Genomic DNA, 14,104 nt, shown 5'->3' with positions numbered 1-14,104 from the left:
CGTCGGCGGGCGGCCGCGGGCGGGGGTCGGTGGCCGCCGCGTCCGGCGGTCGCGACAGTCGCGACGGCCGGAGGCGAGACGTCCGGCGTGGCCTCGGCCGCGGCCGTCAGTGGCGGGTGAACGTCCCGAGGCCCGTCCCGTCGAGGTACTCGACGCGCAGTTTCCGTGCCGTGTCGCCCCGGCCGAACGTGAAGGTGGCGCCGGTCGGCCCGACGGCGTTCTCGCCGGCCGTCTCGAAGCTGAAGGTGTCGCCGTCGTAGTGGCGCAGCGGGAACCGCTTCGGCTCCGGGCCGAGTTCGAGCACCAGGCCGTCCGGGCCGTCGGTGACGGTGGCCTTCCCGTAGTAGGTGCTGTCGTACGTCCCCGCGTAGGCGCCGCCGGGCCGGGCGGCCTTCGCGGAATCGGGCGGATCGGCGTAGTCCGTGGGGGACACACCGGCTTCCTCCAGCTGCGCGTAGAGCGCGGCGAACAGCCGGAGCCAGTCACGGCTGGGCTTGCCGTACTGAGCGGTGTCGAAGAAGTCCTCGGCGACGGCGTCGGCCAGTCCGACGGGTTTGCCGTTGGTGAGCACGACGATGCCGAGCTGTTCACCGGGCAGCATCGTCACATGGGTGTTGGCCCCGAGTTCGAAGGCGCCGGAGTGGCCGAGCCGCAGCCGGGCCTGGTCATCGTAGGTGACGTTCCAGCCCAGCCCGTAGAAGCCGGTCCGTCCCGCGGGGGACCTCGGCGGCTGGGAGACGATCTCGGGCAGATGGGTGTGCCGCAGGCTCTCGGCGTCGATGATCTGTCGGCCGTCGAGCTTCCCTCCCGCGAGTTGGAGCCGCAGCCACCGCATCATGTCGGCGGCGCTGGAGCTGGCCCCTCCGGCGGGTGCCTGGGCGTCCGCGTTGCGGACGTACTTCGCCTGCCAGGTGCCGTCGGGACCGGGCACATGGGCCACCGCCCGGTTCGCGGCCTTCTCGTAGTCGGCGAAGGTGGTGCTGGTGGAGTCCATGCCGGCGGGACGGAACAGGGTGTCCTCGGAGAGCTTCTGCCAGCTCACCCCCTTCGCGCGGGCGACGGCCTCCGCGCCGGCGGTGAAGCCGAAGTTGGTGTACGCGTAGGCGGCGCGGAACGGGGCGAGCGGCTCGTCGCGGAGATGACTCAGGATGTACGCCTGGTCGTAGCCCAGGTCCTCCAGGAGATCTCCCGCGTGGTCGGGCAGTCCGCTGCGGTGGGACAGCAGGTCGGTGACGGTGACATGGCCGCTCACCCAGGGGTCCTTGAGAGCGAACCCGGGCAGATGCCGGGCGACCGGTGCGTCCCAGCCGGCGTCCCGTTCGTCCGCGCCCTGCGCCCCCGCACCGTCCCCGGCCGCGCCGTCCCCGGCCTCGTCGCCCTCGCCCTCGACGGCCCCCGCGACCACGGTCGAGCCGATCGGCTTCGAGAGCGAGGCGAGCTGGAAGACGGTGTCGGGGTCGACGGCGGCGGGCTCGCCGACGTGCCGTTCGCCGAAGCCCTTCAGGTAGAGCACCCGGTCCTGGTGTACGACACCCACCGCGACACCGGGGACGCCGGTCTCCTTCATCATGTCCCGGACGACGCCGTCGAGGCGGGCGACGGCCCGGTCCACGTCGGCCCGCGTGAGCAGCGGCGGCGGCTGGTCCGACGGCGGCTTGGGCAGGGGCTCGGAGGGCGATGGTGCGGGACCGGAGGCGGAGCGGGGACCGTCGGCACCCGGCGTCAGGGCCGTCGCCGCGAGGAGCAGCGCGGCCAGGCCCGCTATGGCGAGCGGGCGGCCTCGGCTCGGCCGCGGGCCCTTCCCGGGGTGCATGCACTCATTGAACGCCCGAATCGGGGCCGTGTCGCCCCGTGGCCCCTCGACCCGCCCGACTGCGGCCGACCGGGCCGCCGTCCTTGGCGGTCGAGCACCGGGTGTGCCGGGAGCCGCGGCGGTCCGGCGCCCTGATCCGGCCGCCGGCCCCGGTCGTCAGGGACTGAGCTTGCCGACGACCTCGGCGGTAGCGGAGACGCCGTCGTGGATGGTGGGCGCCATGCTCGTGCCGGCGAGGAAGAATCCGAGCAGGGCGCACACGAGTGCGTGTGAGAGCTTCAGCCCGCCGTTGCGGAGGAAGATCACCGCGAGGACGAGCAGCAGCAGCACCACCGAAACCGAAACGGCCATGGCCGGGCCTCCCTCCGCCGCACCGGGGTTGTGCGGCATTCGGGCGCCAGTGTGACCCAGTGGGCGCGCCGGTCGGCCGACTGGCGTGTCCGCCGATCGGGTGCTCATCAAATCCGTTGTTGACCTCGGATGTTGTCGTGGGCCGAAGGGAGAGGGCGAGGCGGAAGCACCGCGGGCCGGCGGGGCCATCGCCGCGCACGTCATACGTCGTACGTCACCGCAGCGGGACCGGGAGCGGGAGCGGGAGCGGGAGCGGCGGATCGTGCGCCCCGCGACGGACCGGCGGCACCGCGGGGGCCGGCGGCCCCACGCCGGCCCGCGGGCGGCCGGGCCCGCTTCCGTCCGGGCCCGGCCGCCCGCCCCGTCACAGCGGCCCGGGCAGCGAGACCAGTTCCGCCAGCACCTCCTTGTGGTGGCCCGGGGTACCGAGGGCGATCTCGTCCGCCTTGGCCCGCTTGAGGTACAGATGTGCCGGGTGCTCCCAGGTCATGCCGATGCCGGCGTGGAGCTGGACGCACTCCTCGGCGGCGCGCACCGCCACCCGCGAGCAGTGCGCCTGGGCGACGGAGACCGCGAGCGGCACCTCGGTGCTCCGGCTCGCGAGGGCGTCGGCGGCGTTGCGCGCAGCGGCGCGGGCCCCCGCCACGTCGAGCCAGAGCTGCGCCATCCGGTGCTTCAGCGCCTGGAAGGAGCCGACGGGGCGGTTGAACTGGTACCGGTCGCGTGTGTAGCGGACCGTCTCCTCCAGGCACCACTCGGCGACGCCCAGTTGCTCGGAGGCGAGCAGCCCGGCGCCGGCGAGCAGCCCGCGGCGTACCGCGAAGCGGGCCTGGTCCGCGGCCGAGAGCCGGGTGCCGGAGCCCTCCGCCGTGGTGACGGCGGCGAGGGGGCGGGTGAGGTCGAGCGGAGTCAGCGGTTCGACCGTCGCTTCGCCTCGCCGGACCGCGTACAGGCCGTCGGCCCGGAGCACCAGCAGCACATCGGCTGCGGCGGCGTCGGCGACACCCGTCACGGTCGGCCCGGTGGGGAGGCCTGCACCGGCGGAGGCGGAGAGCGGCAGGACGAGGACCGCGACCGTCCGGCCCGCGGCCAGCTCCTTCAGCAGCCCCGCGGCCTCGCCGTCCCCTCCGCCGTCCCCTCCGCCGTCCGCTCCGGTGTGCGCTCCGGCGAGAGCGAGCAGCGTCTCGGTGGCGATCACCGAGCCGGTGAGGTACGGCGCGGGAGTGACCGTCCGGCCGAGTTCCTCGAGGACGACGGCGGCCTCACGGTGACCGGCGCCCTGGCCGCCGAACTCCTCGGGGACGAGCAGTCCCGCCGCGCCGATCCCGGCGGCCAGGGACTGCCACAGCCCGTCGTCGTAGGGCGTTCCCGACTCGGCGCGGTCGAGCACCGCCGTATGGTCGGACCGGTCGGTGACCAGGGAGCGTACGGCGGCCCGCAGGTCGTCCTCGGCCTCGGAGTAGAGGAGGTCGGGCTGAGTGCTCATCGCGCGAGGTCCTTCCAGGGGACGTCCTTGTCGTTGCGTGGTTCGGGGGGCAGTGCGAGCACCCGTTCGGCGACGATGTTGAGCAGCACCTCGCTGGTGCCGCCCTCGATGGAGTTGCCCTTGGAGCGCAGATAGCGGTAGCCGGCGTCGCGCCCGGTGAAGTCGACCAGCTCGGGGCGCCGCATGGTCCAGTCGTCGTACAGCAGGCCCTCGCCGCCGCGGAGTTCCACCTCCAGTCCGCTGATCTCCTGGTTCAGCCGGGCGAAGCCGAGCTTCATACCCGATCCTTCGGGGCCCGGCTGGCCCACGGCGAGCTGCTGGCGCAGCCGTTCGCCGGTGAGCCGGGCCACCTCGGCCTGCACCCAGAGGGTGAGCAGGCGCTGGTGGAGTTCGTGGGTGCGCAGTTCCGGGCGGTCGCGCCAGGTGCGGGCGACGGGGCCGATCATTCCGCCCTCGCGCGGCAGGCGCATGCCGCCGATGGAGACGCGTTCGTTCATGAGGGTGGTCCGGGCGACCTTCCAGCCCTCGCCGACGGGGCCGAGGCGCCGGTCGTCGGGGATCCGCACACCGGTGAGGAAGACCTCGTTGAACTCGGCCTCGCCGGTGATCTGACGCAGCGGCCGGACCTCGACCCCGGGGTCGGTCATGTCGCAGAGGAAGTAGGTGATGCCGTGGTGCTTGGGGGCGTCGGGGTCGGTGCGGGCGATGAGGATGGCCCAGCGGGCGAGGTGCGCGCTGGAGGTCCATACCTTCTGGCCGTTGACGATCCAGTCGCCGTCGGCGCCGTCCCGGACGGCGCGGGTGCCCAGGGCGGCGAGGTCGGAGCCCGCGCCGGGTTCGCTGAAGAGCTGGCACCAGACCTCCTCGCCGGTCCAGAGCGGCCGCAGGAACCGCCGCTTCTGCTCCTCGGTGCCGTACGCCAGGATGGTGGGCGCGGCCATCCCGAGGCCGATGCCGATCCGCCGGGGGTCGTTGTCGGGGGCGCCGGCGGCCTCCAGTTCCGCGTCGACGACGGCCTGCAGGGAGCGGGCGGCGCCGAGTCCGCCGAGTCCGGCCGGGTAGTGCACCCAGGCGAGACCGGCGTCGTAGCGGGCGCTCAGGAAGGCGCCCCGCTCGGTGTCGGCGGGCGGGTGCGCGGCGAGGAACTCGCTTACGCGCAGGCGCAGTTCGGCTGCTTCGGTCATACCTCTGCTCCTCCCGGGAGGACGACGAGGCGCCCGGTGGTGGTGCCGTCGGCGACGCGCTGGACGGCCTCGGCAGCGCTCTCGAGCGGGACCAGGTCGCTGACCACCGGCTTGATCAGGCCCTTGGCCGCCAGGCCGGTGAGGGTCTCATGGCAGCGGAGCACGGCCCGGGGGTCCTGCCGGCCGTAGAGGCCCCAGTGCAGTCCGACGATCGAGTAGTTCTTCACCAGCGCGTGGTTGAGCGCCGGGCTGGGGATGGACCCGCTCGCGAAGCCCACCACGACGATGCGGCCTTCAAAGGCGACGCACTTGGCCGACTTGACGTAGGCGTCGCCGCCGACGGGGTCGTAGACGACGTCGGCGCCGCGGCCGCCGGTGGCGTCCTTCACGGCGGCGACGATGTCGTCCGCGTACCGGTCGATGACGAGGTCGCAGCCGATGCCTCGGGCCACGGCGGTCTTCTCCGGGCCGCCGACGACACCGATGACACGGGCACCCGCGGCCTTGCCGAGCTGGACGGCCGCGCTGCCGACGCCGCCGGAGGCCGCGTGCACGAGCAGGGTCTCGCCCTCCTGGAGGTGCGCCCGGCGGTGCAGTCCGAACCAGCCGGTCTGGTAGCCGATGTGCAGCGCCGCCGCCTCGGCGTCGTCGAGGGAGTCGGGTGCGGGCAGTACGGCGGCCACGTCGGCGACGGCGTACTCGGCGAACCCGCCGTACGGCAGGGCGGGGGTGGCGATGACACGGCGGCCGTCCTCGGTCTCGCCGCACAGCTCCACCCCCGGTGTGAAGGGCAGCGGGGGCGTCATCTGGTACTGGCCGCGACAGAGCAGCGCGTCGGGGAAGTTGACGTTGGCGGCCCGCACTCTGAGCAGGACCTGCCCTTCGCCGGGCTCCGGGCGGCCGGTGTCCTCGAGGCTCATCACCTCGCCCGGCTCGCCGTTCCGGTGCACTCGCCATGCCTGCATTCGGGGCCTCCGCGGGGTGTGGGACGTCCTGGCACTGCTGCGGTGCATACTAAGCGGTCGCTTGCCCTCGGGGGAACAGTCTCTCCCAGCCGTTGCGAGGACTGCCCGATCGCACCGCGCGGCCGGCGGGGCCCGCCCGTTCGGCGGGCCGGGCCTGACCGGACGGGACCAGACCGAACAGGCCGGGCGGACAGGCCAGGCGGGCCGGGGGTACAGGCAGGCGGGCCGGGCGGACAGGCCCCGGTACGTCCCGGGCGGTCGCGGTCAGCGGAGCGCCGGGCCGGACGTACTCCCGGGGGTCCCCGGATTTCCGGGCCCCCGGGTGGTCCGATCCCTGGATCCCCGGGTCGGTGAAGCACCCGGGCCGGGCGCACTCCCGGCGGGGGTCATGCGGACGGGTGAGGCACACCTGACGGGCTTGCACGGCACAGGTTCCGCGCTGCGGCGGTTACCGGAGGCACGACTCGCCCGCCCGCCGGCCCGGTGGACCGGCGGGCGGGGCGGGCTCGCAACGCTGTCAGGCCTTCTCCTCCTCCGGCCGTCCGACGCACAGGGCCCAGATGATCGCGATGTAGAGGGCGATCGCGACCAGGGACCACAGCGGGTAGTACGGCAGGGAGAGGAAGTTGACGACCAGCAGCACCCCGGCGAGGGCGATGCCGAGGACCCGCGCCCACAGAGAGCCCTTGAAGAGGGCGAAACCGGCCGCCACTGCGATGATCCCGAAGATCAGATGCAGCCAGCCCCATGCGGTGAGGTCGAACCGGAAGACGTAGCCGGGCGTCGCGACGAACACGTCGTCGTTGGCGATGCCCATGATTCCTCGGAAGAAGTCCAGGAATCCGGCGATGATCAGGACCACTCCGGCGAACATCGTCAGGCCTCCGGCCCAGGCGAAGTAGCGCTTGGAGTGTGCGGTGGTCGGTTGGGTCATGATGTCCCCTCGTCCTCAGCTCAGGAGCTTGTCCTTGGCTCGCTGGAACTCCTCCTCGCTCAGATCCCCCTTGGACCTGAGCTCGGCGAGCCGGGCAAGCTCGTCCCCCGTGCCGGCGCCCTGGGCGGTCTGCCGGATGTACGCGTTGAAGGCTTCCTGCTGCTCCTGCGCGTGCTGGATCTCGCGCCTGCCCATGTCCCTGCCACGGACGATGATGTAGATCAGCACGCCGAGGAAGGGGATCAGGAGCATGAAGACGATCCAGGCCGCCTTGGCCCAGCCGTTCATCTCGTGGTCGCGGAAGATGTCCACGAAGACACGGAAGAGCAGCACCAGCCACACGACCCACAGGAAGATCCACATCACGGTCCAGAACGCGCCCAGAACCGGATAGTCGTAAGCGAGGTCGACCGCGTCGTCCATCTCCGTCCTCCTGCCGTTCCCGTCGGACCTCGGATGTCCGCTCGCCGTCAGTGTGGGGCGGCGAGCGGGCGGTTCCCTCACCCCGCACGGGTGAATCAACGGGCTTCCCGACCCGACGGCCATGGAGGGACGGCGCCGTGCCGGCCCGCCGGATCCCGGCGCGGACCCCGCTGCGCCCTCCGCGCCCCGGTCGGCCCGCAGAACCCCGCCGCCCGCACACCGCCGATCGGATGAGCGGCAACGGGCCGGTCATCCGACCGTGCGGCGGGCACCGGCCCCGCCGTGCTGCGGGGCACGGACCGCGGCTCGTCGGCGAGCCCCGAGGACCGAACGGCCGCAAGCCGCACGGCCGCACGGCCGTCTGGTGCGACAGCGCGGCACGACCGGTCGGCAGCGGGCTCAGTCCGGCAGCCGGCGCAGTTCCACCACGCGGAGGCCGAGGTCCTGGAAGCGTACGAGCAGCCCGTACAGCTGTGCCTCGTCGATGACGGGCCCGTAGAGGACGGTCTCCTCCGGCACCGTCACTTCGTCGAGCTCGGGAAACGCACCGGCGACGGCCGGTGACAGATGACCGGAGACGCGGAACTCGTATCGCATGCGAGCACTTCCCCGTGCGCTGAGGGCTCTTGCTGCATGGTGGCGCCGCCGGCGGCGGCCCCGCATCACCCGTGCGAGGTGACCCGGCGCCCGAATGCGCGGCGCCGTTGCGGTCCGGCCGGCGCACCGCGGCCGGTCCCACCGGGGCCCCGTGCGGCCCGGGCACCGGCCCCGGTCGAAGAACGGGCGTGCGCGCCCGGCGGGCGGCACGGCGACGGCGGTCGCCCGGGCCCGCCGAGCCGGTCCGGGCCCGCCGAGCCGGTCCGGGAGCGCCGAGCCCGGCGAGGCCGGACCGACCGTCCGGTCAGAGGAGGCCCATGTCCCTGGCCCGGCGCACCGCCTCGCTGCGACGGGAGACCGCCAGCTTGCGGTAGACGCTCTTCAGATGCGTCTTGACGGTGTTGACGGACAGGAACAGCTCGGCGGCGATCTCGTCCGTCGACATCGTCTGGGCGGCGCACCGCAGGACGTCGCGTTCGCGGGGGCTGAGCTTCTCGACGAGCAGGGGGACCCCGGCTGCCGGATCCCCCGGACCGCAGCGGCTGCCGGTGCCCCGTCCGGACCGCCTCGCCGTGTCCGCGGAGCGTCCCGCCAGCCAGGCCCCGACCTCGTCGAGTCCGGGCGCGCGGACGAGCAGCCGCCGCAGCCAGGGGCCGGCCTCGGTGAACGGGCCGCGCAGTCCGTGCGGCCTCGCGGTGCGCACGGCGGCCGCGACAAGCCGCACCGCCCTCGCGGCATCCCCCCCGGCCGCCGCCGACTGGGCTTCGAGGAGCTGCACGCGGACCCGTACGACCGGAGGGAGCCGCTCACCGTCCGGCAGCCCGGCGAGCAGCCTGCCCGCCGGCCCGCCGTCTCCCGAGGCGAGGCGGGCGGCGGCAGTGGCGACGGTGAGGGCGGGGCCGCCGGTCGGCGCCTCGCCGAGTGCGGCAAGCGCGGCTGCCGGGTCACCGCGTGCCAGATGGACCGAGCAGCGGGCCACCGCGATGCGTGCGACCGGCTCTCCCCCGCCGCCGGTCGGGCCGTCGGCCGAGACGGGTACGTCGTCGAGTGCCGACAACGCCGCCGTGGCGCGTCCGCGGGCGAGTTCGATACGGGAGCGGACTACCGCGGCCTCGGCCGCTGCCGGTACGTCGTGGGCCGGCAGCGGCCGGGGCCGCGATGCCGCGTCCAGGTAGCGGCCGGCGCCCGTGAAGTCGCCGCGGTCCGCAGCGACCATGGCGAGCGCGAGGTGGCAGCGCGCCGAGCGGCGGTCGAGGGGGACGCCGTGCTCCTCGGCAGCCCTCAGGCCGTCCAGGGCGTGTGCTTCGGCTTCCCGCAGCAGCCCGTCGGCGGCCTCGGCCAGGGCCAGCGCGCCGAGGCAGTGGTACCGGACGGTCCAGGTCTGCTCGTCCGTCGCTGCGCCGAGTGCGCCGGCGAATGCCTCCCGCGCCTCGGGCCCGTATCCCGCGGCGAGGAGGGCACGGCCCCTGCCGTATCGCCGGAGCGCCTCGATCTCGGGGTGCCGGGCGAGCAGCGCCGGGTCCACCCGGCCCATCAGCGCCCGTACCTCGCGGTCGGGGTCCGGCGTCCCGGGGTCCGGGGCCGGCACGGCAGGAACCGGGGCCGGCACGGCAGGAACCGGGGCCGGTACTGCGGGGACCGGGGCCGGTACTGCGGGGGCCGGGGCCGGTACTCCGCGGTGCGGGTCCGAGGTGGCGGAGGCCGAGTCCGGTGCCCCGGGCACCGGGTCGGGGGTCCCGCGGCACGGGCCCCGCCCCCGCCCCTGCGTGGCCGGCTTACCGCCGTCGCCGGTCTCAGCGCCGGTTTCAGCGGGGGTCCCAGCGGGGGCGGGATCCCCGGGGGCCGCGGCGCCGGTACCGGCGGCCGGGCCGGCGAGGAGCCCCAGCAGCGCACGGGTGAGCAGGACCTCCGGTGCGGCGCCGCCGCTCGGACGGGCACCGGCGAGATGCTTGCGGCCGGCGGCGGCGTCCCCGCGGGCCAGGGCGCAGGCGGCCGCGGCGAGGGCCGGCGCGGTGCCGGGCAGCCCGTCCGGCATCGAACTGAACAATCGTTCGAGACGATGGCTTTCGGAACCGGTGAGGAGGCGTCCGGCGGCGAGGCGGTCGACGAGGAGGCCGGCTGCGTACGGCCAGTCGTCGGCCGCGGCCGCGTGCTCGATCGCGTCGGTCAGCCTGCCGTGCGCATCGAGCCAGCGGGCTGCCTCGCGGTGCAGCGGCGCGGCGAGCGCCGGGCCTCGGCTGCGCAGATGCGCGCGGAGCACCTCGGCGAACAGCGGGTGGCAGCGGTACCAGGAGGTGTCGCCGATCGGCTCGACGAAGGCGTTGTCGCGGACGAGCCTGCCGAGGACGCGCTCACCGTCGTCCCGTCCGGTGAGGACGTCGGCCAGCTCCGGGTGGATGTGGGAGAGGATGCTGGTGCGGACGAGCAGGTCCTGTGTCGCCGCCGGCTGGGCCGCCAGGACCTCCGCCGTCAGATAGTCGGAGACGGCGTTCTGCGAGGCGGCGAAGGACTGGGCGAAGTGCTCGGCGTCCTCGGACCGCTGCATCGCGAGGGCGCACAGCCGGAGCCCGGCGGCCCAGCCCCGGGTGCGTTCGGTGAGGATCCCGATGCTCTCCCGGGAGGGCGTGAGTCCGTGGCAGCGCAGCAGCTGCGCCGTCTCGCCTGGTGTGAAGGCCAGTTCGGACCTGCGCATCTCGCAGACCCGCGCCTCGGCCCGGTAGCGGTGCAGGGGCAGCGCCGGATCGACCCTGCCGAGGAGGACCAGGCGCAGCGACGGCCCGGCGTGGGCGAGGACGAAATCCAGCTCGGCGGCGACTCCGTGGACGCCGGTGTGTTCCAGCCCGTCGAGGACCAGCACCACCGGCCCGGTCAGCTGAGCGAGGGCGCCGGCCAGCCGCACGATCAACGAGTGGTCGACATTGTCGGCGCTCGACGGGCTGCCGACGTCGGGCAGGGGCACCCGGTGGTAGCGGAACGCACCGAGCACATAGGCCCAGAACACGCCCGGCGCGTTGTCGGCGCTCTCCACCGTGAGCCATACCACCGGGCCGGGCGCCAGGTCCGCCTGGCACCAGGAGGAGGCCAGGGTGGTCTTGCCCGCGCCCGCGGGCCCCGTGATCACCGTGAGGGGGCCTCCGGCTCCCTCGGTGAGCCGCTCCAGAAGGCGCCGCCGGGCCACGAAGGCAGGCGGTACGGCGGGTACCGCGAACTTCGCGACCAGCAGCGGGTCGCCGCTGGGGTGCAGCTGGGCGTCCTCGGCCATGGGTTCCACCGCCGTGCCGTCCGTTCGTCGGCCTTCATGGTCCCAGCGCCCTTCCATGATCGCCAACGGCGGCGGTAGGCGGTCGCGGACGGGGCCGCGGACGGGCGGCCCCATGCCGCGGCGGCCGCAGCCGCGGCGCGGCAGGAGAAGCGCGGCAGGAGAGGCGGCGCACGCCATGCGGTTGTGCAATGACGGTAGGAGCAGACGAAAGAAGGGACTCCCGGAAGGAAGCGGAAGGCACTGGAAGAGAGCGGAGGGGGGCGGGAAGGCATTCAGGGCACTCAGGCGACAGCGAAACCGTCGTACCGGATGGTGCCGTGCCGATGCAGCGAGAACCGACAGGGCGACGAGGAGACACCGGCTGAGGGGGAGGGGCCCGGTGGGCCGAGAGGGGACACGGACCGGAGGTGCCATGGACGGCGACGGCAGGACACGGGAGGTGAGGGCGCAGCGGTGGAGTGCGCGGCTGGCCGTTCTGGCGGCGGCCGCTGCCGTGGTGCTGCTGGTGGCCTCCGGTCTCGGCGGTATCGCGATGGTGCTCCTGGTTCTCGGCGGGACGGCGGTGACGGCGGCCGCTCTCTGGTGGGCGCTGACCCGGCGGGGGGCCGTGCGGGTGCTGGCGGTTCTGCTGGCGATGGCCGCCCCGCTGACCGTCATCTGGCTGCAGGCGCGTTCGGGGGTGCTATGGATCATGGTGCTGTGCCTCGTCCTCGGGGCGGTGGCCGCCTCGGCCGGGTGGGAGGCGCTCGCCCTGGACGCCCGGCACAAGGCCCGGCCCGGGGCGCCGGCACGGCGCCCCGGGCGGCCGTTCCTCATCATGAACCCGCGGTCGGGCGGGGGGAAGGTGGCGGGTTTCGGACTGAGGGAGAAGGCCGAACGTGCGGGGGCCGAGGTCTTCCTGCTGGACCCGGAGCATCCGAGCGATGTCGCGGCCGTGGCCAGGGAAGCCCTGGCGGCCGGCGCCGACCTGCTGGGGGTGGCCGGCGGTGACGGTACGCAGGCCCTGGTGGCGGGAGTCGCGGCGGAGCGGGGCGTGCCGTTCATGGTGGTACCCGCCGGCACCCGCAACCACTTCGCACTGGACCTGGGACTCGACCGGGACGACCCGTCGAAGGCGCTGGACGCCCTGACCGACGGGGTCGAACTCACCGTCGACCTCGGTACCGTCGGAGAACGGGTCTTCGTCAACAACGCCTCGTTCGGGGCCTATGCACTGGTGGTGCAGAGCGACACGTACCGCGACGACAAGATCGGCACCACCCTGGACCTGTTCCCCGACGTGCTGACGCACCGTGCGGGCCCGAGGCTCACGGTGCGGGCGGCGGGCACGACACTGGCCTCCCCCCAGGCGGTCCTGGTGAGCAACAACCCCTACCGCGCGGGGGACCGGACCGCGGTCGCGCGCCGGGACCGCCTCGACCGCGGTGTCCTGGGCGTCCTGGCCGTCACCGTGGACAGCGCGGCCCAGGCCGCCGGCCTGCTGCGCGGCGAACGCTCGCCCGGGTTCACCTCGCTCACCGCCCGCGAGGTCGTCGTCGACGCCGACGCGCCGGAGGTGCGGGTCGGTGTGGACGGGGAGGCCGTGACGATGCCCGCCCCCGTGCGCTGCACCGTCCGGCCCGGCGCCCTGCGGGTCCGCGTCCCCCGCCACCGGCCCGGAGTCCCGCACGCCCGGCCCCGGCTGAAGTGGCGACGGCTGGTGATGCTGGCGCTGGCGCGCTGAGGGAGGTCACCCGGCCGGGGCTCGGGGCGTGCCTCGCCGCCGGACCCGCGGCAGGCCGTCCACGGAGACTCCGCAGGCCCCACGTACACGGCAGACCCCACCGACACCGCACGTCGCACCCGCCCCACGCCTGCCACCGGCATTGCGTCCACCGCGTGACTGCCCCATTCGCACTCGTCACTCCGCGGTTCGTGGTGGCGCCCCGGTGCGCCACCCCGTTCATCCCTCCCCCGCGAACACCTCCAGGATGCGCTCCGCCGCGAGGGTCGCCGTCAGTTCGCCGTCGCGCACCCGCTGTTCGAGGGAGGGGCCGAGGGCCCGGACCCCCGGATGGGAGCGGAGGCGGCCGAGGAGTTCGTCCCTTACCATCGCCCAGGCCCAGTCGACCTGCTGCTCACGGCGCTTGGCGACGAGGCGGCCCTCCGCTTCGAGCAGGGCGCGGTGCTGCTCCAGCCGGTCCCAGACGGTGTCGAGCCCCCTGGACTCGCGGGCGCTGCAGCTCAGCACCGGCGGGGTCCAGGCGGCGTCGGCCGACGGCGCATCCCCAGGTCCGGCGGAACCGAAACCACGCGCCCCGACAACGTGGGCCGACGGCGCATCCCCAGGTCCGGCGGAACCGAGACCACGCGCCCCGACAACGTCGGCCGATGGGGCACCCCCAGGTCCGGCGGAGCCGAGACCGTGGGGACGCATCAGCCGCAGCGCGCCCGCCAGTTCCCGCGCCGCGGCCCGGGCGTCGCGCTCGTGCGGGCCGTCGGCCTTGTTGACCGCGACGACGTCGGCCAGTTCCAGGACGCCCTTCTTGATGCCCTGGAGCTGGTCGCCGGTACGCGCCAGGGTGAGCAGCAGGAAGGAGTCGACCATCCCGGCGACCGCCGTCTCGGACTGGCCGACGCCGACCGTCTCCACGAGGACCACGTCGTACCCGGCCGCCTCCATCACCACGATGGACTCGCGGGTCGCCTTGGCCACCCCGCCCAGGGTGCCGGCCGAGGGCGACGGCCGGACGAAGGCCGCGGGGTCGGCGGACAGCCGCTCCATCCTCGTCTTGTCGCCGAGGATGGAGCCGCCGGTGCGGGTGGACGACGGGTCGACGGCCAGCACCGCCACCCGGTGCCCCAGCCCCGTCAGCATCGTGCCGAAGGCGTCGATGAAGGTGGACTTGCCCACCCCCGGCACTCCGCTGACCCCGATCCGCCGCGCGCCGCCGCTGTGCGGGAGCAGTTCGGTCAGCAGCCGCTGGGCCGCGGCGCGGTGGTCGGGCCGGGTGGACTCGACGAGCGTGATGGCGCGGGCGACCGCCGCCCGCTTCCCGTCGAGCACCCCCTTGGCGTACGCGTCGACATCGACTTCCCTGGCCATCGGC

The 14,104-nt window shown here is 74.4% G+C and carries 11 protein-coding genes; 1 reads left to right on the top strand and 10 read right to left on the bottom strand.

What is annotated here, in order from left to right; genetic code table 11:
- Window positions 1–106: 106 nt before the first annotated feature.
- The 9 genes from SCWH03_RS25635 to SCWH03_RS25595 all read right to left on the bottom strand — a co-directional run bounded on the left by SCWH03_RS25635 (window position 107) and on the right by SCWH03_RS25595 (window position 11,015).
- A complete protein-coding gene (locus SCWH03_RS25635) occupies window positions 107–1,813 on the bottom strand; it encodes a serine hydrolase (RefSeq protein WP_173266868.1) in 1,707 nt (568 codons plus the stop codon).
- Between the two features lie 156 nt (window positions 1,814–1,969).
- Window positions 1,970–2,164, bottom strand: coding sequence for a hypothetical protein (locus SCWH03_RS25630; protein ID WP_017948612.1), 195 nt, complete (start codon window positions 2,162–2,164; stop codon window positions 1,970–1,972).
- Between the two features lie 364 nt (window positions 2,165–2,528).
- Window positions 2,529–3,650, bottom strand: coding sequence for an acyl-CoA dehydrogenase family protein (locus SCWH03_RS25625; protein ID WP_173266866.1), 1,122 nt, complete (start codon window positions 3,648–3,650; stop codon window positions 2,529–2,531).
- Window positions 3,647–4,834 (bottom strand): acyl-CoA dehydrogenase family protein, encoded by a 1,188-nt coding sequence (locus SCWH03_RS25620; RefSeq protein ID WP_173266864.1) that lies wholly within the window; start codon window positions 4,832–4,834, stop codon window positions 3,647–3,649. Before SCWH03_RS25620 ends, SCWH03_RS25625 begins: the two co-directional genes overlap by 4 nt.
- Entirely contained in the window at window positions 4,831–5,799 is a 969-nt protein-coding gene (locus SCWH03_RS25615; RefSeq protein ID WP_173266862.1) for an NADPH:quinone oxidoreductase family protein, read from the bottom strand. Before SCWH03_RS25615 ends, SCWH03_RS25620 begins: the two co-directional genes overlap by 4 nt.
- Before the next feature lie 517 nt (window positions 5,800–6,316).
- Window positions 6,317–6,733: a DUF7144 family membrane protein gene (locus SCWH03_RS25610; RefSeq protein WP_173266860.1), complete on the bottom strand. Its 417-nt coding sequence runs from the start codon at window positions 6,731–6,733 to the stop codon at window positions 6,317–6,319.
- Window positions 6,734–6,748: 15 nt separating this feature from the next.
- Window positions 6,749–7,156, bottom strand: a complete 408-nt coding sequence (locus SCWH03_RS25605) for an SHOCT domain-containing protein (protein WP_173266858.1) — start codon at window positions 7,154–7,156, stop codon at window positions 6,749–6,751.
- Window positions 7,157–7,555: 399 nt separating this feature from the next.
- On the bottom strand, window positions 7,556–7,753 hold the full coding sequence (locus SCWH03_RS25600) for a DUF8691 family protein (RefSeq protein ID WP_173266856.1): 198 nt from the start codon (window positions 7,751–7,753) through the stop codon (window positions 7,556–7,558).
- Between the two features lie 304 nt (window positions 7,754–8,057).
- On the bottom strand, window positions 8,058–11,015 hold the full coding sequence (locus tag SCWH03_RS25595) for a helix-turn-helix transcriptional regulator (protein WP_173266855.1): 2,958 nt from the start codon (window positions 11,013–11,015) through the stop codon (window positions 8,058–8,060).
- Between the two features lie 412 nt (window positions 11,016–11,427).
- On the opposite strand from SCWH03_RS25595, the gene SCWH03_RS25590 reads away from it, so the two are divergent.
- A complete protein-coding gene (locus SCWH03_RS25590) occupies window positions 11,428–12,738 on the top strand; it encodes a diacylglycerol/lipid kinase family protein (RefSeq protein WP_173266853.1) in 1,311 nt (436 codons plus the stop codon).
- Between the two features lie 219 nt (window positions 12,739–12,957).
- Here SCWH03_RS25590 and meaB read toward each other — a convergent pair whose 3' ends face one another.
- Window positions 12,958–14,100: a methylmalonyl Co-A mutase-associated GTPase MeaB gene (gene meaB / locus SCWH03_RS25585; RefSeq protein WP_173266852.1), complete on the bottom strand. Its 1,143-nt coding sequence runs from the start codon at window positions 14,098–14,100 to the stop codon at window positions 12,958–12,960.
- Window positions 14,101–14,104 lie beyond the last annotated feature (4 nt).

This window comes from Streptomyces pacificus, assembly GCF_011766325.1.
In the GTDB taxonomy this organism is placed as follows: Bacteria; Actinomycetota; Actinomycetes; order Streptomycetales; family Streptomycetaceae; genus Streptomyces; species Streptomyces pacificus.
Note: the sequence above shows the minus strand (reverse complement) of the source record. Positions and strands in the feature narration are given on the sequence as shown.